Raw genomic sequence first — 25976 nt, 5'->3', positions numbered from 1 at the left:
GTACCTTTCGGAAAAACAGCACTATGCAGGCGCGTTTGCTCCATATTGATACGGCCCTTCTCAGCCAGCATGTCCTCGTCCGCCGCTTTCGCGAAGGAGACGGGGCAGCGCTTTATGAACTGGTGGAGGATAATTACAGCTTGCTGTACGATGCCTTCCCAAGGACGCTGAAAGAAATCAGCGATCCTGAGCATGCGGAGTTTTTCGTGCGACGAAGGCTGGCTGACTGGCACCTGCAGAAAGGCTATTGCTTTGGCATTTGGCACAACCAAACCACCGAACTGATTGGGCTGGTCCGCCTGTTCCACATTGATTGGGAAACGCCAAAGGGGGAAGTCGGCTATTTCATTGATCGGGAATACATGGGGCAGGGGCTGATGACCGAGGCGCTGCGGGTCGTGCAGCCGTTCGCTTTCAAGCAATTGGTACTGGAAAAGCTGCTGTTGCGTACGGCCATGGAAAATGTAGCGAGCCAGCGGCTGGCACGAAAGTGCGGCTTTCGACGGGAGGGTGATCTTCGGGGCGATTTCCGAAAGCTTAGTGGCGAGCTGATCGATACCATGCTCTTCGGGTTAACCCGTTCTGAATATTTAGGGATCTAATCACAGTTGCAATTATCAATGATTACCGAAAAATCAACCCCAAATGCCCATTTCCACACCTACTCTGGCCGCTGAGGCCGTTCTGTTTGCGATCAATTCGGCCATCAAGCTAAGCCGGAATGTACAGCGTGCTTATGCGCAAAGCCTGCAGGGGCGTATCCTGGTTCTTCCGCTGCCCGATTTTGATACGAATATCGATCTGGCTACCATGATCGCCTACTTCGAATGGTCTCCAGAGCTCCTGGACAATTTTGATGACCTCAAACGCCTGCATCAGCGGGCGATGCAGGACTTGCAGCTCCCGGAAGAAGATCTAAAGCGCTACCGGCAGTACTACCTGGGCTTTAAACAGGTAGGCGAAGGCAAGGTGCTGGAGTTGCAGTCGCAGGACCTGTGGAACCTTTTCCGGGTCCGGCAGTGGCAGGAGGGCTACCTGGAACGCGATAGTGCGTTGAAGCTCGTGGTGGGCAGCCTGGTGGAAATCGGGATCGACTACTTCCTGGACGTGCCCGGGGCGCTGAATCAGCATGCTTCCAAAGGGCGCATTCTCCGCCACTTCCTTAGTGCTTTTGACGACATCCAATTTGCAGAAGGACAGCCTTTGTACGAGCAGTTTAATGCCATGCTCCTGCCCCGGCTTTTTGCCGCTGCTGCGGAAACGGTTGGCGAGCTGGCACCTGAAGTCAGTGAGGATGAGAAAGTGCAGCTGTTCATTCGTACCACCACCCGGCATATTGCGGAAGACCTCTACCAACGCTCGGTCGAACTGAGTTTTGAGGATCAGGAAGCGCTCATCAACTGGGGGCAGCTGCTGTTGCGTAGCAGTATCCGGCATGCCGGGGAATTCATAGCCGCCAATCCGGAATTACTATTCAACACCAACTACCCAAGCAGCCGGATCATTGAGCGGAGCACGGGCGTCCTGCTGCGGGCTATCCTTGATGACGATGCGGGACGGGTGAGCCTGCGGGAAACGCTGAGTGTTACAACGCTGGATGAGCTGGTGCAGGTAACACTGGAGGTGGTCGCTGCCCATCCCAGTCTGATTAGCGGAGAGCGCAACCTCGAAGACCTGATTGCTCAAACCGCGCTTGTCCTACGGGAGACAAACCTGAATCAGCCCGGCCTTTTGCCGGAGCTCCTCCGCATCATACTGGAGCAGTCTGCCGTGCACATGCCGGTACTCTGGCCTGCCACTGAAGGCACAGCTGAGCACCTGTTGGTCAGTGCCCTCCGGCAAATCCTTACTGTGATAAGCAGGAATGCGGAACAAAGCGGCTGGGAAACTGCGCTCACCCGCTCAGACTGGCGGGATCTTCTGGAATTCCTGCTTTCAGAAGTAGTGGCTAATCCGGCCTGGATCAATGAAGAGGTACGGGGGCGGCCCGTTTTGGCAGAAGTCGTGGACGTGGTTTTTGGGGCGCTGCGGCATTTGCCGGAAGGCGAACGCTTGTCTCCTGAAGTCTTGCACTACATCATTCGCATAAGCCTGCGTACCGCCCTAACGAGCGAATCCGTCCTCGATACCCTGCCCTGGAGTACAGACGAGCGGGAAACCATTATCCTTGAGCAGGCGCTACAGCTCATTTTCATCCTCGTTTATGATAAGAAAACCCCAAAGCTCAGCCGCCTGGAACTGCTGGAAGAGCTGCTGGAATACGTACTCGAGACCATCATCGCAGAACACCCCAACCGCGCCGGGCTGGTCCTCACAGAGCTGGTCTTATTTGAGAGCGGTATTGTCTATGCGCAAGGCTTCAATGCGGACCTTGCCGATGACCTGATCGATGCGGCCCTTTTGGCTTTCGCGAACTATCCCGAGCTGGTCACCCAGAACAAAGGGATGCAGCATTTGGTCCGCAGCCTGGCCCGCGCGGTAGATGCAGCTGGTTTGCGGCAACCTGGGCTGTTGCCTTTTCTGCTGCGGTTGGTTCTGGAAAAGACGGGCGAGCATGCGCATGTACTCATTGATGCCGATACCGGAACACCCCGCCACCTGTTGGTCCTGGCTACCCGGGAAATATTAGCGGCATTGACCCGCCGGGAGGATCGGGAAGGGCGTTGGCGGCCGGGATTGAGCCCGGAGCAGGGGCTCTATATTTTGGAGTTGCTGCTGGAAGAAGTTGTGCGCTATCCGGACTGGATAACCGGAGCAGTGGGACAGGAAACGATACTGCGGACGGTGCTGGATACCGTATTTGATGTACTGGAAACGGTGCCTGCCGGTAGCCGATTGTCAACCGGGACACTGGAAATGATCATTCAAGCCAGTCTGTATGCGGCGGTTCGGAGCCCGAAGGTGTTGGTTGCCGTGCGTTTCTCTACCGACAGCCTGGAGCGTAGTATTCTGGAGCACGCCCTGCGAATGGTGTTTAGCTTTACCTTCCCAACAGAAGACGATACGCCTGCCCACCGTCTGCATCTTTTGGAAGAAATTTTATCTTATATATTGGATGGCCTGCTGCTGCGCTACCCAAACGAACGCGGCCTCATTTTGATCGATCTGGTATTATTTGGCCAGAACGGGATCAATTTCAGCGAAGGGTTTAATGAGGTTCAAGCCGAACAGTTGGTTGAGTCCGCGCTTTTAGCCCTTGATCAGTATCCCGAACTTGTTGGCCACGACCGGGTCTTGCAACTACTGGTATCCGATGTTGCCGGTGCATTGCTCGATAGTGGGATAGGGCAGCCCGCCCTGTTGCCGGAACTCCTGCGGCTGACTATTGAAAGTACAGCCCGCCACCTCCACCTGGTATTGGATTTGGATGAAGAAGAACCGGTTAACCTGCTTGTCATGGCGCTGGAGCAAACCCTGAAAGCGATCGCGGAGCCGCCCCGTTCCGGCCGCTGGAAGCCCCGCCTGAGCCAGGAGCAAATCCTGGATATTCTGGAGGTGGTTTTTGACGCCGTATTGGACCACCCCCAATGGGTAGGGCAGGAGCCTTTGATTTACGATATTCTGGAAGCGCTGTTTCGTGCGCTGGAAGCAGTGCCGCCCCGTCAGCCTTTATCCTACCGGGTGGTGCGGATGTTGTTGCAGGCGCTGTTGGAAGCCGCCCGCCGCGACTGGCGCTTCATGGTGAAGGTGCAGGCTTCAGAATACGGGCACTATCACATTTTGATGCGCTTTGCACTGGAAGACCTTTTCATTTTACTGTACGATTCGGAACAGAACGAAGCAACACGCTGGCATTTATCGCAACGCCCGGTAATTGAAGCGTTGTTGGCGTATTTCTTGCTTCTGGTCTCGGAAGAAGGCGGCGATTTGGAAGCCGTAGCCCGTGCCAAAGCCCACTTAGAGGAAGCGGTCGCCATTTGGCAGCAAGACTTCCGCCAGACCTTTGAGGCTGTACTAGAACAATTGGGAGCGTAGGCTGCTACCAAATTCGAAGTTTTCACGGATTCGGGTTTTCTATTGACATTCCAAAAAAGAAATCCTGGAATTCCCCAAAATAACGCTATCTTTACGGCACAAATCACAGAGGACAGTTTTCTGTTTCAGGAAACCTACTCGTACAAATCACAAACTTAAGATTGGCATTTATCAGGTCGCTGACTGGTGTCAGATGCCTTGGTATTCATTGACAAGATGTTGCCGTGCCCCGTGTGCGGCCAACACCAAATCTTAACTTTATGAACGGTTTTGTACGCAACCTCTTCCTTTTTCCTCTACAGCTGCGGTCCGGGCTGGTTCTGGCACTACTCCTGACCGGAGCCCTGGCACAAGCTCAGATTTTTCAAGGCACTACCGGCGATATTCCGGATGACGAATGTCCGGACCTTACCCCCTTCACCGCTGATGTCACCCTAACGGGCGAAATTGGCGATGAGCATGAACTGTATTATGTACAGATCAATATTGATCATACCTGGTCCGGTGACCTTGATATTTATCTGACTTCTCCTTCCGGCACTTCGCTGGAACTGACGACCGACAACGGCTTTGGTGCCAATTACTACAATACCCGCTTTCAGGATGGCGAGCTGCCCATCACCAGTGGTATGTCGCCCTTTGAGGGTAAATTCCAGGCAGAAGGCGGGTCCATCGCTGCCGCTTTTGACGGTGAGCCTGTGAACGGTACCTGGAAGCTGGAAATCTGCGACGATGTGCGGACTGACAAAGGCACTGTTGTAGATTGGTCTCTTGGTTTTATCCCACCCATGCGCAACGACATCTGCCAGCGGGCAACAGAACTCCCCTGCGGAACCACAGTGAGCGCTTCCACTGACCTGCTAACGATCGTAGATAGCCCGCCAACTTGCTTCCAAGAGATGGGGCAGGGGGCATGGTATACCATTGTGGGCAGCGGTGAGATTGGCGTGCTGTCTACTGACCACCCTGGTACGGATTTCGATACCCGCCTTTCCGTATACATCAGCCCGGAAGGTTGCGAAGGCGACTTCACCTGTGTGTTGTCAGATGACAACGGCGGCACGGGCAACACGTCTTTCCTGCACGGCATCACTCAAGCTGGCATGACCTACTATGTCTATGTGGATGGAGCAGATGGCGCTACCGGCAATTACGAACTCACCTATACCTGCCACCCGGTCCCGGAAGCCGTGTGCCAGGATTTCGATCTGATTCTGGGCCCGCTGGGCGAGGGGACTGTTTATCCTTCTGATATAGACGGGGGCAGCATGCCAGGGTATGAGGAAATTGACTTGACGACCTCCGGTCAGGCTACTTTCTATTGTGATGACGTGGAAGTGCCCCAATCTGTCCGCCTGGTAGCGACTGATGCACTAGGTTATTCGGACAGTTGCGATGCCAATGTGACAGTGGCTATTGGCGATACGTTGCTGCCTGGCTGGACAGGCGTGAATGTAGGATACACACCTGATGGCAGTACCTTTGCCTACAATCCCTGTACCTCCAATAATCCGGAGCGGGGAGCGTTTACCATCACCACCACCGCTTTCAATCAGCCTGATCTGACCGAAGATAACTACGCCTACATTACCCGGACGCTGTGTGGCCGTACCGGCTTGCAGGTGGAAGTAGAATCCATAGATCCCAGCAGCAATATTGGGCTTATGATCCGGGCAAGTAATGACCCATCCGATGTTTATGCCTCTTTTACGGCCAACCTGACCAGTATTTTCCGCTGGCAGGAGCGTTTCGTTTTCGAAGGAGACCGTAACGTACTCTTCTATGGTGATTTCCCTGGAGATAGCGAACGGGTATTCATGCGGCTCTGGCGAAAGCCTAATAACAACGTTGTAAGGGGCGCACTGCGCTTTGGCAGCAACCCTTTCGCGCCCATTCATGCCGTAGAGTTGGATCTGCCCGAATGTGTGGAAATAGGGATGGCTTTATTTTCTGCCAACGACCAGGTCACAGCCGGTGGCGTAGTGAGTAATCTGCGCTTTATTGGCGAAGAACCGGAAGATGCAGGTCAATCGGAAGTCCTTGCACTCTCTCAGGAAACGCTCGATGCCTGGGATGCAGAGTGGGAGCGTGCGCGTGCGGCTCAGGTACCCATGCCTCAGCAGGTTGTAGAAGGCACTGTTGCCAGTTCATTCCGTGCGTACCCCAATCCGGTAAGGGGAATGCTTCAGGTTCAGTTGGAGCGCCCTGTATCTGTAGCGGCCCAACTACTTGTAGTCAATACGTACGGGCAGTTGGTGCAAGCACAACAGCTTAATGCCGGGCAGGTAAATGCCGAACTGGACCTCAAAGGCATGGCACCTGGTATGTACTGGTTGAAGTTGGGCAACCACCTCCAACGGATTAGCGTACAGTAGCCCTCACACAGGGTAGCCCCGAAAAGCGCTGATTGCAACCGTTGCAGTCAGCGCTTTTTTTAGTTGCTAACAACAGCTTAACGTTGTTTAAGAAGACTTTAACCGAAGCCGTGCACTTATCGCGCGTTTCAAGTGTTAATATGATGGTTAAACAGCTGAGCTCCAGTGGGGTAAAGCGCTAACTTATTTGCTTCAGATCCAAACAGGAAAGCTATGAAAATACAACATCTGATCTTACTGCTTGCTGCGGTATTGGGCGCTCAGACTTTGTCCGCACAGTACTTCGGCCGCAATAAAGCCAAATACGAGACCTTTGACTTTGAGGTTTATCAAAGCCCTAATTTCGACATCTACCATTATCTGGAAAATCCGGAACGCCTCCGCGAAATTACCGAAGAGGCGGAGCAATGGTACCGCATGCATCAGCATGTACTGCGGGATACGATCGCGCAGCGCAATCCACTTATTTTTTATAATGATCACGCTGACTTTCAGCAGACCAACGCCATTTCAGGAAATGTGGGTGTAGGGACCGGCGGTGTGACGGAGGCCTTGAAAAACCGGGTCATTATGCCTTTCGCGATGTCGCATCAGCAGACTCACCACGTCCTGGGTCACGAGCTGGTCCACGCCTTTCAGTACAATATGATCCTCAATGGGGATTCCACCAACCTGCAAAGCCTGAGCAACCTCCCGCTTTGGATGGTGGAGGGTATGGCCGAATACCTGTCCATTGGCAGTATCGACGCGCATACCGCGATGTGGATGCGGGACGCTGTGCTGAATGATGATATCCCAACGCTCGACGACCTCAACAACCCCAAGTATTTTCCCTACCGGTACGGACAGGTCTTCTGGGCCTTTCTTACCGGGCTGAAGGGAGATGAAATCGTCGAGCCCTTCTTTAAGGGGGTAGCCAAGTACGGTTTTGAGGATGCTTCCATACGGGTACTGGGTATGACCAAAGATGACCTGTCCAAGCTTTGGGTAGACGGATTCAGGCGGCATTTTGGTGCCGCATTTGATACCACGGCTACCACTGACCGCCTGGTAGGACGCGAACTCATCGGCACCGAAAACGGCGGCCGCATGAATGTCGCCCCGGAAATCAGCCCCAACGGGCGGTACGTGATCTTCCTGTCTGAAAAAGACCTCTTTTCCATCGACCTTTTCCTGGCAGATGCCCGCACCGGAGAAATCATCCGCAAGGTGGCGAGCAGTACCCGCGCCGGGCATATCGATGACTTCAACTACATCGAAAGCTCCGGGGCCTGGTCGGCCAATAGCCGCGAGTTTGCCTTTGTCGCGTTTAGCAAAGGGCGTAATATTTTGGTGGTCAAAGATGTCGCAAGTGGTAAAACAGTTCGGGAACTGCGTCCTGAGGGGCTACAGGCCTTCAGCAATCCGGACTGGTCGCCGGATGGCAAGCACTTTGTCGTGACGGGGTTGGATCATGGCGAGACGGACCTCTACCTCATCAATGCCCGCACTGGAGAAGTAGAGCAACTCACCAACGATGCCTACTCGGAAATGCACCCTAAATGGGCGGAAAATGGGAGTCAGATTGTATTCTCAACCGACCGCCTGGCCCGCGAGCGGGGACGTACCAACGGCCGCTGGGCGTTCAACCTGGCCACTTTTGATATGGCAAGCCTGCGCGCTACGGATATTGATGTTTTCCCTGGCGCCGACAACCTGAATCCGGTTTTTGATACCACTGGGAACATCATTTTCTTATCCAACCGCGATGGTTTCCGCAACATCTACCGCTATGAGCCGGACAGCCAAAAGGTCTTCCAACTGACCGACCTGATTACCGGCGTGAGCGGCATTACCCACTATGCACCGGCGATCAGCGTTGCCCGGCGCAGAGACCGGGTGCTGTATACCTATTTTTCTCAGAATGGCTACCGCATCTACCGGGCACGCCCAATCGACTTCCTGGATAAAGAGGTAGACCCTTCGGAAGTGAATTTTGAAGCGGCACAACTGCCCCGTTTCAATAAAATGGTGCAGAGCAAGGTGGACCGTATCCTGCATAAACTCCCGCCAAAGGCAGAACTGGAGGACTCCGCATTAACCACCGTGCCCTACAAGCCTAAGTTTCAGCTCGATTACGTGGGTGGTAGTGCTGGCGTGGGCGTAGGCACAAGCAATACCTTTGGCGCACAGACCGGGCTGGCAGGTGGCGTAGATATGCTATTCAGTGACATTCTGGGCGATAATCAACTGTTCACCAGCCTGGCACTAAACGGTGAGATCACCGACTTTGGTGGTGCTCTGGCTTACATCAACCGGAAGAGTCAGTTTAATTGGGGCGCTTCCATATCTCACATGCCATTCCGGAGTTTTGCTTTTGGTGGCCGGGGTATTGACCGACTGGATATTGATAATGACCTTACTATTCCGGTACTGGCGGATACCTTCTTTGTACGCCGGATTTTTGAAGACAAAGCTACGGTATTTGCAGCCTATCCGTTTTCCACCACGCTGAGGGCTGAAGGTTCCGCCTCTTTCGCCCGGTACAGTTCCCGCCTGGATCAGTACGTCAACTTCTATGAGACGGACGGGACTTTCGTAGGGCGGCAACTCGGGCAGGAACGGGAGAAGCTGGACAGCCCCGAGGGCTTCAATCTTTGGAATACTGGTGTGGCGCTGGTTGGCGACAACGCTCAGGGTGGGCTGGTCGGCCCGCTTAGCGGACAGCGTTTCCGGTTTGGTATAGACCGGTTCTTTGGGGAGTTTAATTACTTCCAGGCTACGGCTGACTACCGGAAATACAAGTACTTCAACTGGTTTGGGCTGGCCATGCGGGCGATGCACATTGGCCGGTACGGGCAGGGCGCGAATGAGCTTTTTCCTTATTACGCGGGTAGCAGCTGGTTTATCCGGGGCTACAGCACACGCGATGCAAGTGCCATCCTGAACCAAAACGGCCGTTCCATCGATGAGCTTTTCGGTAGTAAGCTGGCAGTAGCCAATTTTGAGATGCGTATCCCTTTCACCGGGCCGAAGCGCCTGGCGCTGATTAAATCCGGCCTGCTCTTTTCGGAGCTGACGCTCTTTGCGGATGCCGCAGTGGCCTGGTACGATTTTGAGCAGCTCAGCGGGCCGACTTACCGGACGGACAACGAAGGGAACCCCCTGATCGGGCCCACCGGCGAGCCCATCGTAGACCGGTTTGGTGCGCAACCGCTGATGAGCGTGGGCGCTTCTATGCGGGTAAACCTGTTCGGTGCTTTGGTACTAGAGCCTTACTACGCTATTCCGCTACAGCGGGAGACAAAGGGTACGTTTGGGCTGAACCTGATCCCCGCCTGGTAATCAACAACTGGTTAGTTTAATTACGGCAGAGGCTGTGATGAAGTATTCCTCATCACAGCCTCTGCGTTTTGGGCAAAAAAAGAGGGCAACCGTGGTGGCTGCCCTCAGAAACTTGGATTAGTATGAAAAAACGCTCTTCGTTCTTTTTCGGCAATCCAAAAGGTTGCTGTGCCAAACGGGCACAGCAACGTAACTTGGATTAGTATGAAAAAAACTCTATTCTTCAACAGGCTTGTCCTAAGCCTGAGCTATGCTCGTTTGCGCTGTGGAAAACCACAGGCATGAATTACCAGATTTGAAATAGCAGGGGATAATCAAAAGAACGCACACCGCCCGGGGGGCAGTGGCAAATGATGATGTGCAGATAGTGCAAAGCAAAAAGCTATGCTTACAAGTCTATTTCAGTCGGGTAAAGGAAAGACGCATGCCAAATACGTTTAGTTGCATCTCTTTGCTGCGAAGATGAAGGATTAAGTGTTAAAGTTCAAGTTTGTATTTCTTCTTTTCTATCAACAGATAGTTTTTTAAGACTAAAGCCCCCTTTTTTTATTTGTGTGGTCTTTGCTATTTTTGTGGCGCAAGTACTGCTTTGACGATAAACAACCTTATCACCTTTCGTCTTGGTACCCGTGTTCCCAAAGGTTCCCTTTCATCATCTTTTGCCTGTAATGCACAGGGCAGAAGGGCGGCTGTAATGCAATGCAGGCCGGGTTAAATACTGAAGAATGGACCATTTGAGTAACCCAGGGATCATCATTACCATTATTTCGATTGCTTTACTCATTAATACGGCACTGATTCTGTTTGTATTGGTACTGTTTTGGCGCGCCAAGGGTAAATTAGGTATGCATTGGGAAGAGTTGAACGCAAAACTCAGCGCCTTGCACCGGTCTGCCAAAGTTAAGCCGGGTATGCCTGTGCCTTTCAATTCCTATCTATCCGCTACGGAACCTGCTCCTGCCAATCTCCCAACGACTGCAGCGGACAACCGTTTGCCACTTGCTGAAACAGAGGAGCCGTTTACTGATCCTTCGATACAAAGGGAAGGTAAAGGCGCTGCTCAGGGAAAAGTGCAGCAGGCACCGAAAAGAATGGAAAAGGAGATTAGCAGTTCGGCTATAGAAATGCCGGGTGAAACAGTAGCATCAGAGACGGCAGCGGTGCCTCAAAAAGAGTCAGAAGCTCCGGATAACCGTGAGGCGTGGCATACCCAATTGGAGGAAGTCGCCATCGCTCATCTTGGTCACCCTCAACTCAGCACTGAGCTGCTCGCTCAGGAAATGGGCGTCAGTCGGCGTCAGCTGCTGCGCAAAGTCAAAAAAGAAACAGGGCTGAGCACAAGTACTTTCCTACGTCAATTGCAAATGAAACAAAGTTACGCCTTGATTCAAAGCGGCGAATATGAGACGGTAAAAGAAGTGGCGCGGTCTGTGGGCTTTTCAGATGCCGGTTACTTTTCAACACTTTTCAAAGCTGAATTTGGGGTTTCCCCCTCGGTGGTTATCCAGGAAAACCGATCGACTGCCTGAGCGCCCCCTAAGGTGTCCCTTTTTTCAAGCATATGAAAGGCAATATGTCCCATTTTTCAAAACACTAGGATAGCAGCAAAAGCACTTAAGCATGTAATTTTGAGCATCCAAAAATCAGGTGCTTTTGACCGATTGGTGAAAAGTCTCCTTATGCACAACTCAAGGTTCCCATAAAATAAACAAGCATTCAAGGCCGCTGACAATTAATACTTTGACGACCGACCTATTGCACGAGGACTGTCAGTAGCATAGACGGCTTGACTTACCAACAACCCGATTTCCAGTAACCGATTAGCTCATCCTGGCAGGTGCTCATCCAGTCAGGGGCGGGTTCCTATTGACACCTTTTTACAAATCATACTCATGAATGTGATGAAGCAAACTCTACTTCTACGCTCTTATTATGCACCAGAGCGGCTGTCTCAGGCGCTGCGCTGCTCGCTGCTGTTAGCCCTGCTGCTTGGAGCGGTCTTACCTGTCCTGAATGCACAGTGTACCTATACCCGGGGTTCCAGTGGCTACCTGTCTCAAACTTACACCCAACCCGGTCCTATGGACCCGGCAGTGAGCTATAGTACCAGCTTTGGGGTCACCCCTTCTCTCGTAGCTTCCAGTTTTGTCGCTACCGACAATATGGAAATCACCTTATGCTATTATGGTGATATGAATGATCCCAATGAGCGCTGGGATGTGCGCATCTCCGGGCAGACTTTTGCCAATCAGGGGGCTTTTGGCTCAACGACTTCCGCCGGCTCTCCCCGCTGTATCGACTATATCGTAAGTGCGGCCAACGTATCCAGTGACCTAAGCGATGGGGATATCGACATTCAGTACCTCAACTTTGAGGCCGGATGGCTGACCAATGATGCCTTCAATGCCCGCATCGATGAGGCGCGTTTTGAGTATGATCTGGACTTGTCAGTAGCTTCCATCAGTGACCGTTGCCAGGATGGGGTAGATTTTAACGTTACGGGCACGCCCTTTATCAACCCGGCCAATGCCATTTTTGCTGGTATTTCAGTAGGCTATTCGATTACGCCCAATCCGGGCAGCGGTGTATTCAACACGGTGACCGGAGCGTTCGACGTATCACAAGCAGACCCCGGTAGCTACAACGCCAATTACCGGGTAAGCTATGGAGATTGCTTCTTTTCTGTTTCGGAGCCCTTCGAGATTTTCCGGGCTCCACGGGCGAATCTTAAAGATACGGATATTGATTGTGTGGCTGAGGGCAGAACTGTCGACCTGGGCATTATGTATGATGGCGCGATAACGGGTGGTGGAGATTTCTCCATCGTCTCCGGGCCGTCTGCAACCATTGACGAAAACCAAATGACAGTGCCTCCGGGTGGGGGTACTTTTACTATTCGCTACCTGGCCCCTAACGATAATGGCTGTGCGGGTACGCCTTATCAGGACGAAGCTACCCTGAACATCTCCATCGGTCCGGACCCCGAAATCACAATTAGTGGAGCGACATCTCCACTGTGTACTTCCAATGCTACTTTTTCCATTAATGTTGGCCGCAACAGCTCCGGTCCCAATCCGGTCGTGACAATTGACAATGGAACAACGGTGATGACCGGCAACCTCGGCAGTAATACCCTGTCTGCACCCGTTGGTGCCGGTTCTATCACTTACGAGATCTGCCTGGAAGAATCGAATGCCACTTGTGATGCCACGGATTGTGAAATCTTCACGGTATTCAATGACGGGCTGGACTGTGGTGCCAACGCACCGTTCAGCTCCCAGTGCCCGCCCGATGAGGGGCTTCATGACCCCTGTGTAATCAATACACAGCCAGGGCTGCTGATTGGGTGTTCATTGATTTCTCTTGAAACGCCCCCTCTGCTTGGGGCGGAGGTCGACCCTGTCAACGGCGTTATCCAGTGTTCGGATGAATCTGTTGAGGTTGACTGGCAGGGTAGTCTGGGCGGAGTCATTGGCGATGCCGTTACAGGTGGGCCAACCTTGGGTAGTATTAACGACGCTGCTGAGGTGGTTTGTGATGTGATTACCTATGAGTTCTGTGTAGATGTAGGTTTTGCAGAGCCTTGCTTTGACCCGCTTCCACTTGGATCCTTTGAAGATGCCTGTGATCAAACAATCGGGCAATTTGTATTTGGCCTGCTAGGTGATGTTATCGGTGGCCCGGAAGCCGGCGGTGGCGGTATCATTGTAGCGGATACGGACGGTGATGGCGCTTTCGATTACCTGGCTGAAGAGTACGAATTTCCGGATAACGGACGGGTGACTATCCCGAACAACATCACCACTAAAAGTGGTACCATAACCGTTCGTAATGTGGTGGGCTTTCCGCTGTTCCCCGAATCGGCCTGTGGCGTTGTGCATGCCGATGATATCAACCTTATCGACCTGCTCCCTATTGGGTTTATTCCGGTGGTAGGCCCCATTATTGAGCAAGCGCTGGCTTCTGCTCAGTGTGGTGTCAACCTGCTGTTTAGTGACGAGGAAACCCGTGAGATTCAGATCATCAATACCACACCGCCTACTTTTGCCAGCTGCAACGAAAGCGGCTATGTCTTCACCGAAGACCTGGCTTGCACGACCGAAGCCAACTGGTCCATCCCTCAGGTATACGATGGTTGCAACGGCGAAGTGCTGCCTTTCATTGGCGTAACCAACGGGGTAGACCTGACGTTCTTCAACGGTACAGCCTCTGCGCCTATCGTGCCCAACGGGCCGGGCGTCTATCAAACAGCTGGGCCACTGCCTGGCTCTGAGCTGCCGGCCGGCACCTATGAGGTCACCTACACGGCTTACTCCTGCGGGGGAGTGGAATCCACCTGCACCTTCCCGGTAGTGGTAGAGCCCGGCGACCCTGTGCTTGAATGTCCACCTGACCTTGTGCTCAAGAACGATGTGGATCAGTGCTCCGCCATCATCACCGGTCTTGCTCCGGTAAAAGGCGTGGGCTGTGCAAGTGTCATCAACTACGCTATCGACTATCCGGATGGCACTGGCTTCATTGATGTGGTGACCAACACCTTATATAGCGAGGCCAATCAGGGCACCTTCAATGACGCAAGCGGAGAAGAATTCCCGGTAGGCGTCTCTACTGTCACTTACACCATGATGGTCGACATCAACGGCGATGGCGATATCCTGGATATGAACGAAATGCAGACCTGCAGCTTTCTGGTGGAAATCCTCGATGCACAGCGTCCGGTAGCCGAGTGTCAGGATGTGGAAGTGCAACTGGACAATACCGGAAGTGTGACGGTGTTTGCAATGGACCCTTTTACGGGCGAGTCTTACATCAATGCCGGCAGCTTTGACAACTGTGATCCGAGCCCGGAAATCCTGATTGCAAAGGCAGATCAGGTATTCGGCCCATCTGTATTCTTCGACTGTACGGAGGTAGGCGCCAACTACGTGAACCTTCGGGTGACCGACGAATTTGGCAACCGCTCCAACTGCCTGGCAGAAGTGACCGTCCGTGATTTCTTCGATGGGGTTCAGCTGAGCTTTGATGCCCCGGAAATCTGCTTTGAAGCGAATAACCCTTCTCAGTTGGACTTCCGCAATTACCTGACCATCACCCTGCCCAATGGTTCTGTGCTGACCCACGATCAGGTGGAAAACAGCCCCTTCTTTGGTGATGGAGTTGGAGCCTTCGGTATCACAGCGTTTGCACCGGCAGCCGGTTCTTCTTCTGTTGATCCGGGCGTGATCTCCGCCGATGGCATTTACGAGCCGGGTGAAGGTACAGGTTTTGTAACCGTATCTTACGCACTGGCATTGCCTGGGCTCGATATCCCGCAGAATGGCAACTTCGCCCTTGCGAACTGCCTCGAAATTGTGCACGAAACCTTTGAGCTCCGTCAGCCACTCGATATGCCGGAGCCGGACTGCGAATGTATCGTACAGAACGAGCGCATCGTAGACCTCGGTACCGTTACCGGGGGGCTTGAGCCTTACACCATTCAGTACGATGGGGGCCAAATCGATGTTAATAACGACGGTATTATTGACGATGTGGACGGAGAGTTCATCTACGATCCCGGCCGTGGCTTTGACATCAATGACTTTGAGCAGGACCTTGGCGAGCTGCACATTGTCTACACTCAGCCTACCTGGTCGATTGCGGTTGTTGATGCCCGTGGGTGTGAAATCTTCCGCTCCGGCTCCTGCGATAACGACGACGATACGGAAGGCCCCGAGCTGCTGTGCACCGGTGCAGCTGACCTCTTCACAGAGCCCCTGAATTGCGAAAGCCAGTACAGCTGGGACCATGTGCTCCCCACTGACAACTGCGATGTCATCTTATACACCTATACTATTACGAACCCGGATGGCTCCATCGAAGGGCCCTTCGACCTGACGACCCTGCTTAACCCCGATATTACGGAGCCGATCCCCAGCCAGTTTACAGCGGAGTATGAATTCCAACTGGGGACGACTACCGTAGCCTACTATGTCGAAGATGCCGTAGGCAATTTTGATGAGTGCAGCTTTGAAGTCACAGTCACCGACGATGACGCACCCTACTTCACCAACTGTCCCGAACCAGTAGTGGAAGTGGAAACGCAGGAAGACCTCTGCCAGGGCTTTGCCAACTTCGCCCTGCCCGTAGCGGACGACAACTGCGATATCCCTACGGTTACCCAGATTGATGATACAGGCCTGACACCGGGCGATCTCTTCCCCATCGGGACCACCGTGCTTACCTACCGGGCGGAAGACCTGGCCGGCAACTTCACCGATTGTAGTGTAACGGTGATCGTGCACGATTTGGAAGATCCGGAAATCCTCTGCCAGGATATCACCGTACCCGTTGGCGCCAGCTGTGACTACCTCCTAACGCCAGACCGCCTCGATGCCGGGACGACCGATAACTGTACCACTGGCTCCGGCACAATCATGCTGGCCATCAGCCTCGATAACCAAAGCTATGGCGATGAAATTGAATTTGGTCTTGACGACCTGATCAACAGCCCGGTAACGGTGTACATGCAAGCTACTGATGACGCGGGCAACAGTTCTTTTTGTACCGCTGAGGTCAACCTGGTAGACGAGACCGCTCCGACGATCATTTGCCCGGAAGACCGTATCATCTACGCGGAGCAGAATTTCTGTGCCGGTAAGGTACCCAACCTGGCTGCCGAGTTGACGATAGATAACTGCGCACCCATCGATACCGTGTATCAGGTGCCGAGCCCTAATACCTTATTTGGCACCCACCATGGCGATTCCCTTTACGTGGTCCTCACCGTGGTGGATATAGAAGGCAATACCGACACCTGCGCTGTCGAACTGACCCTGCAGGATACCATCAGCCCTGCTTTTGTGAACTGCCCTGAGCCAGCCGTGATTGTGGATGCGCCCGATACCTGGTGCAGCGCCTATGCCAACTTCTCCCTCCCGCTGGCAGAAGACAACTGTGCGGTGGCTTCGATCACTCAGATTGACGATACCGGGCTGACTTCCGGAGACCTCTTTCCGGTGGGCATCACTGTGATGACCTGGGAGGCAGCAGATAATGCCGGGAATACGAGCCGCTGCGATGTAAAGGTAGTGGTCAACGACTACCATACCCCACCGACGATTACCTGTACAGGTGATGTAACGACGAACAACGACCCGGGTGATGCCGGAGCCATCGTAGAGAATATCGCTCCTGCCGGTGTGACTGACAACTGCGGGGACAACCTAACGGTCATTTACCGCATACAAGATGAAACGGGCGAGGTGGTCAACAGTGGCTTTGATGATGCCAGTGGCACCTTCTTCGACCTGGGTACTTATACCGTGAGTTATGCCGTACAGGATATGCCACTGCTTCTGATTACGGAAGTCACGCATGACATCAGCGATCCTGTAGCCGGTACACTGCCGCTGCCCGCTGCAGTCAGTAACCCAACAGGCGACTATGTGGAGATCGCCAACTTCAACTCCGCTGACCTTGACGTATCGCAACTGCAGATAGAGCGTATCCATAACGGCGGCCGCGATACCCTTGTGGTGCCTACGGGCATAGTGCTCGAGCCAGGCGGCGTGCTTGCCGTCCACTTCGGGAATGGTACCGACGATGTGGCCAATCGCATCTTCAACTTGCCCGGAGCATCAGACCTGAGCACCACGACCGGAGCCGCCTACGTCGTTAGCCTGAGCGGAGCGATCCTGGATGCTGCTGTATTTGGCAACTTCTCTACCGCAGCAACCCTACCATTTGCTGACTGGAGTGGCTTCGTGCCCGGCAACGGTTCGGGCATCGTCCGCACGAGTGTTTGGGATACCAATACCGCGGCTGATTTTGCCTACGGCGAGCAGTGTATGCCAACATCTATCGGGCAGCCTAACCCTTTCCTTGCTACGCCAGTGTCCAATGGTACGCAAACGGCCATTCAGGCACAGTCTACCGTGCGGGTGGAATGTGGCTTCGACGTGACCGTAAATGATAATGAATTCCCGCTCTTCGGGCTGTACAGTGAGCCGTACGTCTATACGGGCAGTGATATACTGCTCGAAGCCGGGGAATGTATGACCTCGACCATTGACATCACAGACAGCTATACGATTGCAGATGTGAACCTGATTTTCCAGGGCGAAATTCCGGAGTTTGGCAACCTCAGCCTCACCCTCATAAGCCCGTCCGGGCAGGAAATCGTACTGGCAGATGCCATCTGTGGTGCTACTGCGGGTGCGCAGTTTACTTTCGACAGTGACATTGACAACATCCTGCCGTACTTCTGCATCCGTCTCAACAGCAATGAAAACCTGAATGCACTGGGTGACCTTGACCTGCTGAGCGGCAGAGATGTGCAAGGTACCTGGACCCTTCAGGTCGGGCATAATGCCGAGCTTTCCGACACCCCCATCCTCATCAACGGCTGGCGTCTGTCCATTCAGGAGTGGCTGACCTATGACCCACAGGGCAATACCTTCAGCAGTGCCCCTGTAGCCGCTTCTGCATTGGCAAATCAGCAGGATGTGACACTGAATGCCGGTACCGGGCTTTGCCAGGCACCCTTTACCTGGGTACACCCAGTGATGTTTGATAATGGGCCGGAAGGGGGAAGCCTCTCCATGGTTATCGAAAATGAAAACGGTGATGTGCTCACGACGCAGAGCCTGGACCCCGGTGCGCCGGTGAACGAGGAGGTGTCCTTCAACTTCCCGCTTGGCGTTTCTACGGTCATATATACCCTTACAGATGAATCGGGCAATGTCTCTGAGAATATCTTCACGGTACAAATCAATGACCTTGAAGCCCCGGAACTGATCTGCCCCGATGATGTGGTGGTGGAGCTTGGCCCTACTGAATGTGAGGGCCGCGCATTCCCGAACCCGCAAATCGATGAGGACAACTGTGGCGTGGTCTTCTTTACCTACGATCCACCCCTCAATGCGTTGCTGCCAATTGGCGAAACCGTGGTCACGATTACAGCAAGTGATGCCACTGGCAACGAAACCAGCTGTACCTACACTCAGACCATCGTAGAGTACACGCCCACGCATCCGGAACTGACCTGCAACGACACCATCAATGTGTCCCTTGGGCCGGATTGTGAGGCCCTGATCACTGCGGATATGCTGCTGGAGGGCAACGACTACCGCTGCTACGACAACTACAATATCACGCTTATACCGCAAAATCCATCCTACAATGGACAAGCCTTGCCGGAACCCGTTATTCCGCTCGACCTGGCGGGAGAATACATCATCGCAGAAATTTGCGACCCATCCACAGGAGAATGCTGCTGGGGTATCGTTCGGGCTGAGTTCAAGGAAGAACCGGAGTTTGTCTGCCCGGCTGATGCAACCGTCCTCTGTAGTGATGACGTGAGCCCGGCGGCCCTGGGCGAGCCTGAAGTAACTTCCTGCGTGCCGGGCGGTGTGACGATTGCTTATACCGACGAGTTCATGGATAATGGCGAGTGCGCGTCCCCACGCGTCAACATTAACCGGACGTGGACGGTAACGGATGGGCAGGGCAATGCTGCAAGTTGTATACAAAGCATCGTAGTGCAGGAACTGCAGCTCGATCAGGTCGTCTTCCCTCCTGATTACAATGGTGTGGAAGAAGCGCCGCTAAGCTGTCAGGCCGTTGCTGCTGATCCGAGCCTCTTATCGCCGGACTCTTTAGGCTATCCAACCCTCGATGGCACGACCAATATCCTGGACAACAGCTTCTGTTCGGCAGCGGTATTCTACGAAGATGAAGTGTATGAGACCTGCGAGGGCAACTCCCTTATCCTGCGGACGTGGAAGGTGCGCAATTACTGCCTGCCCACCAGCGAGCCTGCCGTAGAGCATGTGCAAACGATACGCATTACTGATTTTACCGGACCGGAAATTCTCTGCCCGGAAGATCAGGTCATCAGTACCTCCCCATTCGGTTGCTCGGCATTCCTTACCCTGCCTGAACCGAACCTCGTGGAAGGCTGTGCGGAAGCCACCTACCGGGTATCTGTGAGCGGCGGCGCCCTGTCCCTGCAACCCGATGGCACCTACCTGCTCAGCAATTTGTCGGTAGGCGTTTATGTGGTTGACTACCACGTTACCGATGCCTGCGGCCGGCGTACGGACTGCAGCATTACGGTAACGGTGGAAGATCAGATTGACCCGGCAGCGATTTGTAATGATCAGTTGAATGTCACCGTGGGTGGCGGTGGCTACGGCCGCGTCTTTGCCCACGATGTGGATGAGGGCAGCTGGGACGGTTGTGGCCTGGAGAGCCTCTCGGTGCGGCGGCAGTACAACATCGACAGCGTCACCTGCTCGCCTTTGGCAAATCCTTACTTCTCAGCCTGGGGTGACTATATCGACTTCAACTGCTGTGATGTCAATGACTCCATCAAGGTAGAATTGCACGTGACCGATGTGCATGGCAACGAAAACCTATGCTGGATAACCGTAGTGCCGGAAGACAAACTCGCGCCTTACTGTGAGGCACCGGATAACGTGGTGGTCGATTGTGATGACCTGCCCTACGGATTTGATGCAGCAGATGCGGATCAGCTGGAGGAGCTCTTTGGGGCCCCCACTGCTACCGACAACTGTGGGGTGGCCGCCGTGCAGCAAATTGCCTCCAATGCTGACCTGGAGTGTGGATTTGGCAGCATCACCCGCATTTTCCGTGCAACGGACATCCACGGGCTGAGCAGTACCAACAGCTGCGTACAATCGATTGCCATTAACGAAGTCCACAACTACGAAATTAAGTTCCCGGCAGATGCGGAGTCCAACTGCGGTACAGCCACACCGGATACAGTGCGCTACAATGAGCTGGCCTGTGACTTGCTTGCCGTTACCCATGAAGATGAGTTCTTCTCCGCTTCCGGGGACGAATGCTACAAAATCTTCCGGACCTGGAAGGTCATCAACTGGTGTCAGTACGATGGGGAAAGCGATCCTCACCTGGTTGGCCGGGACGAAGACTGCAACGGCACGCCGGGGGATACGCACGTGTGGCTCCTGGCCCGCCCGAATGGTAAAATCTACTTTGACGAGGATACGGACGAAACACCGGATAACAACGTGCCGGGTGTGAACCTGTGCGGGGTGTCTGATGACTATTACAGCTTTGAATATGACGAAACCGGCTACTATCAGTACACGCAGATCATTAAGGTGTACGACGATCAGGCACCGGTCATCAGCTTCGGTACGGCAGATCCGTACTGCTCCCTCGATAGCGAGGACTGTGATGCAACGGTCACCTATGGCTTTACCGTAGCCGAAGACTGTACTCCTGATGCGTTGTCCATCACGGTCGAACTTGATGCCTTTAATAATGGCAGCTTTGAGGTACTCACAGATGTGCTGTCAGGCGCTTACCCGAATTACACGATCGAAGGGGTCTTCCCAATCGGCACCCACACCTTCGAAGTAGTGGTGGAAGATGGTTGCGGCAATTCCGACCTGGTGACGATACCGTTTACAGTGGAAGACTGCAAGGCACCGGCACCAATCTGTCTCAATGGTATAGCCGTGGAGCTGATGCCGGTAGATCTGGATGGAGACAATCTGCCCGACCCGGGGCAAGGCATGACCGAAATCTGGGCGAGTGACCATGTAAACGTCGCTTCTCAAAGCCCGGACTGCTCCGAGCCAATCAAGTACTCCATTAACCGTGTTGGTGAGCCAAATGATCCTGATCAGACAGGCCTGGTGCTCACCTGCGACGATGCGGGTACGTTGGTCATCGAAATCTGGGCCTATGATGCTGCCGGCAATGGTGACTTCTGCGAGACCTATATTCTGGTACAAGACAACATGTCAGTCTGCGGGGATGCAACACCAAGTATTGCCGGTTTGATTCATACCGAGGACGATGACCCGGTTGAAGGCGTAATGGTTGGCTTGTCTGGAGGTGCCGGTGCGGACTTCATGACTGAAAACGATGGCACCTACAGTTTCTACGATGTACAGCCTGGCCTGGATTATACCGTGACGCCGCAGCTCGACACGGACCCGCTCAACGGCGTGAGTACCTTCGATCTCCTGATGATTTCCCGCCACATACTGGGGATTTCCCCTATAGATGGCCCTTACAAGCGGATTGCTGCGGATGTTAATCAGTCTGGATCTATCACTACACTTGATATGATTCAGCTCCGGAAAATGATCCTGGGCGCACAGATCGGCTTCAGCAACAATACGAGCTGGCGGTTTGTGGAAGCAGGCTACGTTTTTGCCAATCCGCTGGAGCCCTGGGATGAAGCCTTCCCCGAGCTCGTGAACCTGAATGACCTGCCAGCTACCGGTATCAACGGGTTGGACTTCATCGCAGTGAAGGTGGGGGATGTGACCGGTGATGCCGTAGCTAACAGCTTCAGTAGCATTGAGAGCCGTAACTACAGCCACAGTTTTGTCCTCCACACACCGGAGCAGGAAGTGTTGCCTGGCCAAACGGTGGAAATTCCGTTCCGGGTCAACGATGCGGTGCGCCTCCTTGGTCATCAGTTTACCCTGAAGCTCGAAGGGTTGCAGCTGGAGCAGATTGAATACGCGGCTATGCAGGAAGGGCACTTCGGCCTGGCCCACCTAGATCAGGGGCTGCTGACGGGCAGCTGGAATATGGAAACGGAAGGGCTGAACGAAGGTGACCTGCTTTTCACCATTCGCGCGAAAGTGATACAGGGCGGGCTGCTCAGCAAAATGCTGTCCCTCAATTCGGAAGTGACCCGGACGGAAGCCTATGATCTGGTCAGCGGCACATCTGGCCTCGTGCTTGGCTTTGTGCAGTCGCAGGATGTGTCCCAGCCGTTTGCACTGCATCAGAATGAGCCGAACCCCTTCCGGGAAACCACTGTGGTTCGCTATACCGTGCCAGAGGCTGGCGATGTGACCTTTGTGCTGCGTGATGCGGCCGGTCGATTGCTCCTACAGGAAACTCAGGATGCAGCTGCCGGTGACAATTTCTGGACGGTCAGCAAAGCCAAGCTGCCTTCCGGGCTGATTTACTACACGATAGAAACCGCCTTCGGCACCGATACCAAACGGATGCTGCTGACGGAGTAAGAATAAGTTTGTGATTTGTATGATTTGTAAGCCGGGTGCCTGGGGTACCCGGCTTTTTATTTGCATGGTGCCTTACAGACAGTTTCCGGTCGTATTCATAACAAATTGCACAAAACAGAAAGTGACAATCGGCTATCAATACTAGGGGTGGAACCCTCTGCATTTAAGCGCGATAGCTGCTGGGGTAGAGCTTCCCGCTCTGCTCCAGCTTATCCACGAATGCTGCCAGGCTATTCAAGTAGTGCAATTTGTTATGCACAGTTTCCGGTTAGGGCAAACGCACCAAACTAAGTTTTCATGAAAAGGGGCGATGAAGGCTCTTAGGCATGACGATTTAGTCTGTTCTTTGCCTCAAGCCAGCCGCGTACGGGCCCGTATGGGCGGGCTTTCACTTTTTTCCCGGTTTACCGGGACCAAAAAGTGAACAAAAACGCTAGAAATTCGCAAACTCCTCCGTCGAACATGCAATTTCGGCAGCCGCCACCCGCTCTAACGTGTTCCGCGACATGTTCCAAACGTGCTCCAATCCCATTCAACTTTTGGTGCGTTTGCTCTAGTTTCCGGTCTGCACTCCTGCAACTATCACACAAAACCCTTATCTTGAGCCCACCTGCAAAGTGTCCATATCTCTGAACAAACCTGCGCGCAAACATTTTCTCAACCGGTGCTTTGTACCACTAATCCCATGAAATGACGACTCAAAAGACACTAAACCTATTCTATTGCAGCCTCTGCTGGCTGCTGTTTCTCACGCCGCTCCATCTGATTGCACAGGACGCCATAAGTTTCACTTTTGATCCCTTGCCAGCAACTTGCATAGACGATACCGTCAACTGCACAGCCGCTGTAGCCTATGATTTCCAGGTGGGCGTAGACTGCCCTTTTGGCCAATTGCAGGTCGATGCCTTCCTCAATATCTTCAATGATGGCAGCCTTATCCCAATTGCCAATGCGCTTAGCGGTTCTTACCCGGCTTACAGCCTGAGCGGTAGCTATCCCCTTGGGCAGCACAGCTTTGAGGTGGTGGTGGACGATGGCTGCGGGAATACTCAGACTGCCGTATTGCCCTTCGAAGTAACAGATTGTGGGATAAGCACCCCGGCATGTAACATTGGTCTCCTGGTCGAGTTAATGCTGGATTATGAAACTGGCTTAGAGACAGGTCCACAGGCTTACCTGTCCTATCAGGATGTTTTGGAACAGCCTGTGTTCGACTGCACCCCGCCGGTCACCTACTCCATCAACTTTGAAGGAGAGGCTGTTGACCCGGAACAGGACTCTATACTATTGGGCTGTGAGCGTGAAGGCACACAAGTGCTGGAGTTGCATGCGCAGGATGCTTTAGGGAACAGCAGTAGCTGTGTAGCTTTCGTGTTGGTGCAGAATAACTCCGGCTATCTTTGTGAGGGCGACTTCTTTGGCAGCATCAACGGGCGGGTGATGACCGAGGATGGGGAGCCCGTTGCGGGTGTGCCTGTAGCCCTGTCAGGGCAGGCGTCTGAAGTACAAACGACCAATGAAAATGGAGCATACTCACTGCCCAATGTCTCCGCCGGATTCGACTACACGGTGACCCCTCAATACGACGAGGCTCATTTAAATGGCGTCTCCACTTTGGATATGATCCTGATCAGCCAGCACATCCTCGGCTTGCAACCTCTGGATAGCCCCTATAAGCGCATTGCTGCCGATACTAATGGGTCCGGTCATATCTCAACCCTTGACCTCATTCAGCTCCGCCGCATGATCCTTGGTATCGAATCCACCTTTGACAACGTCAGCAGCTGGCGTTTCGTGGATGCCGCCTATGTTTTCCCTGATCCGGCTAACCCGTGGGAAGAGACCTTTCCGGAGGGGATTAATATCAATGACTTAGCTACTGCTGTAAGCATCGGTAATGATTTCATCGCCATCAAAATTGGAGATGTGAATGGAGATGCAGAGACGGAATTGTAAACAAGTAAGTGAACCGTTTTTTCCTACAAAACCACCCCATGATATGACAACTCGAAGTACAATAAATCTATTTTTTGTTTTCCTGGCGGGGCTGTTAGGCCTGCCTGCCGGTTTGAGGGCGCAAGAAGCGCCTGTTTCGATCACATTCGATCCGCTTCCGGTCCAATGCCTGGACGATTCTGTCAACTGTACGGCTGCTGTAACTTATGATTTTCAGGTGGGGGTGGACTGCCCTTTTGGGCAATTGCAGGTCGATGCCTTTCTTAATATCTTCAATGATGGCAGCCTTATCCCAATCACCAATGCGCTGAGCGGTTCTTACCCGGCCTTCAGCCTGAGCGGCGACTATCCCCCTGGGCAGCACAGTTTTGAGGTGGTGGTGGACGATGGCTGCGGGAATGTCCAATCCACCGTATTGCCCTTTGAGGTAACCGACTGTGCTGTAGGTACTCCTCTTTGTGTTGCAGGGCAGGTCTTTGAAATAGTTCAGGTTGAAATAGATCAGGAAACAGGTGAGCCCTATGAGGTGCAGTCTTACATTTCTTACGAGGACTTTTTGGCGCAAGCCGTGCAAGACTGTACTCCGCCAGTCAGCTATTCCATTAATGTGGAAGGAGAGGCCGTGGACCCGGACCAGGATTCCATTTTGCTGGACTGCGAACATGACGGCACCATTGTGCTTGAGCTGCATGCCTATGATGGCGCCGGCAACAGCAGTTCCTGCCTTACCTACTTTTTGGGCTTTACTCAGGGTAGCTACCCCTGTGAAGGCAATGTGCCCCCGCTAATAGCTGGTGCCATTCAAACAGAAGATGGGGAACCCGTTATGGACGTAGGGGTCACCCTCACCGGAGATGCTGCTGAAGATTACCTTACACAGTCTGATGGAGCTTACGTTTTTAACAACCTGGCGCAAAACGGTAACTATATGGTAAGGCCGGCATTGGACGATGCGCCCCTCAATGGCATTTCTACCCTTGATTTGATTCTGATCAGCCAGCACATTCTGGGCGTGCAGCCCCTGGGCAGCCCTTACAAGCGCATCGCCGCAGACACCAACGGCTCCGGGCATATTACGACCCTCGATATCATTAAGCTCCGGAAGATGATCCTCGGTGTAGACACGGGCTTCGGCAGCGTCAGCAGCTGGCGCTTCGTGGATGCATCTTACCTCTTTCCTGATCCTGCTAATCCCTGGGCAGAGGCCTTCCCTGAGTCCATCAGTATTCAGGGCCTTCCGGTTACAAGTGTAGCAGATGGTGATTTCGTCGCCATCAAAACCGGGGATGTGAATGGGGATGCCCAACTGCAATAAAAATCCGCTTAA

At 53.4% G+C, this 25976-nt stretch carries 8 protein-coding genes; all 8 read left to right on the top strand.

Annotation, left to right across the window (positions count from 1 at the left end):
* Window positions 1-23 precede the first annotated feature (23 nt).
* The 8 genes from MRY86_RS24660 to MRY86_RS24625 all read left to right on the top strand — a co-directional run bounded on the left by MRY86_RS24660 (window position 24) and on the right by MRY86_RS24625 (window position 25964).
* Window positions 24-602, top strand: coding sequence for a GNAT family protein (locus MRY86_RS24660; protein ID WP_293566045.1), 579 nt, complete (start codon window positions 24-26; stop codon window positions 600-602).
* Window positions 603-645: 43 nt separating this feature from the next.
* Complete coding sequence (locus MRY86_RS24655) at window positions 646-3975, top strand: hypothetical protein (RefSeq protein ID WP_293566047.1); 3330 nt, start codon at window positions 646-648, stop codon at window positions 3973-3975.
* Window positions 3976-4235: 260 nt separating this feature from the next.
* Entirely contained in the window at window positions 4236-6350 is a 2115-nt protein-coding gene (locus tag MRY86_RS24650) for a proprotein convertase P-domain-containing protein (RefSeq protein WP_293566049.1), read from the top strand.
* A gap of 213 nt (window positions 6351-6563) precedes the next feature.
* Window positions 6564-9674 carry a basic secretory protein-like protein gene (locus tag MRY86_RS24645; protein WP_293571997.1) on the top strand — a complete coding sequence of 1037 codons (3111 nt, stop codon included), beginning with the start codon at window positions 6564-6566 and terminating at the stop codon, window positions 9672-9674.
* A gap of 725 nt (window positions 9675-10399) precedes the next feature.
* Window positions 10400-11203, top strand: a complete 804-nt coding sequence (locus tag MRY86_RS24640) for an AraC family transcriptional regulator (RefSeq protein WP_293569744.1) — start codon at window positions 10400-10402, stop codon at window positions 11201-11203.
* Between the two features lie 372 nt (window positions 11204-11575).
* The gene (locus tag MRY86_RS24635; RefSeq protein ID WP_293569746.1) at window positions 11576-22693 is read left to right on the top strand and encodes an HYR domain-containing protein; all 11118 of its coding nucleotides are present in this window, start codon (window positions 11576-11578) and stop codon (window positions 22691-22693) included.
* A gap of 690 nt (window positions 22694-23383) precedes the next feature.
* Complete coding sequence (locus MRY86_RS24630; protein WP_293569748.1) at window positions 23384-24649, top strand: carboxypeptidase regulatory-like domain-containing protein; 1266 nt, start codon at window positions 23384-23386, stop codon at window positions 24647-24649.
* Window positions 24650-24692: 43 nt separating this feature from the next.
* On the top strand, window positions 24693-25964 hold the full coding sequence (locus MRY86_RS24625; RefSeq protein WP_293569751.1) for a hypothetical protein: 1272 nt from the start codon (window positions 24693-24695) through the stop codon (window positions 25962-25964).
* Window positions 25965-25976: the final 12 nt, after the last annotated feature.

The organism is Phaeodactylibacter sp. (assembly GCF_022763345.1).
Taxonomy (GTDB): Bacteria; Bacteroidota; Bacteroidia; order Chitinophagales; family Saprospiraceae; genus Phaeodactylibacter.
This window is presented reverse-complemented; position numbering and strand designations above follow the sequence as displayed.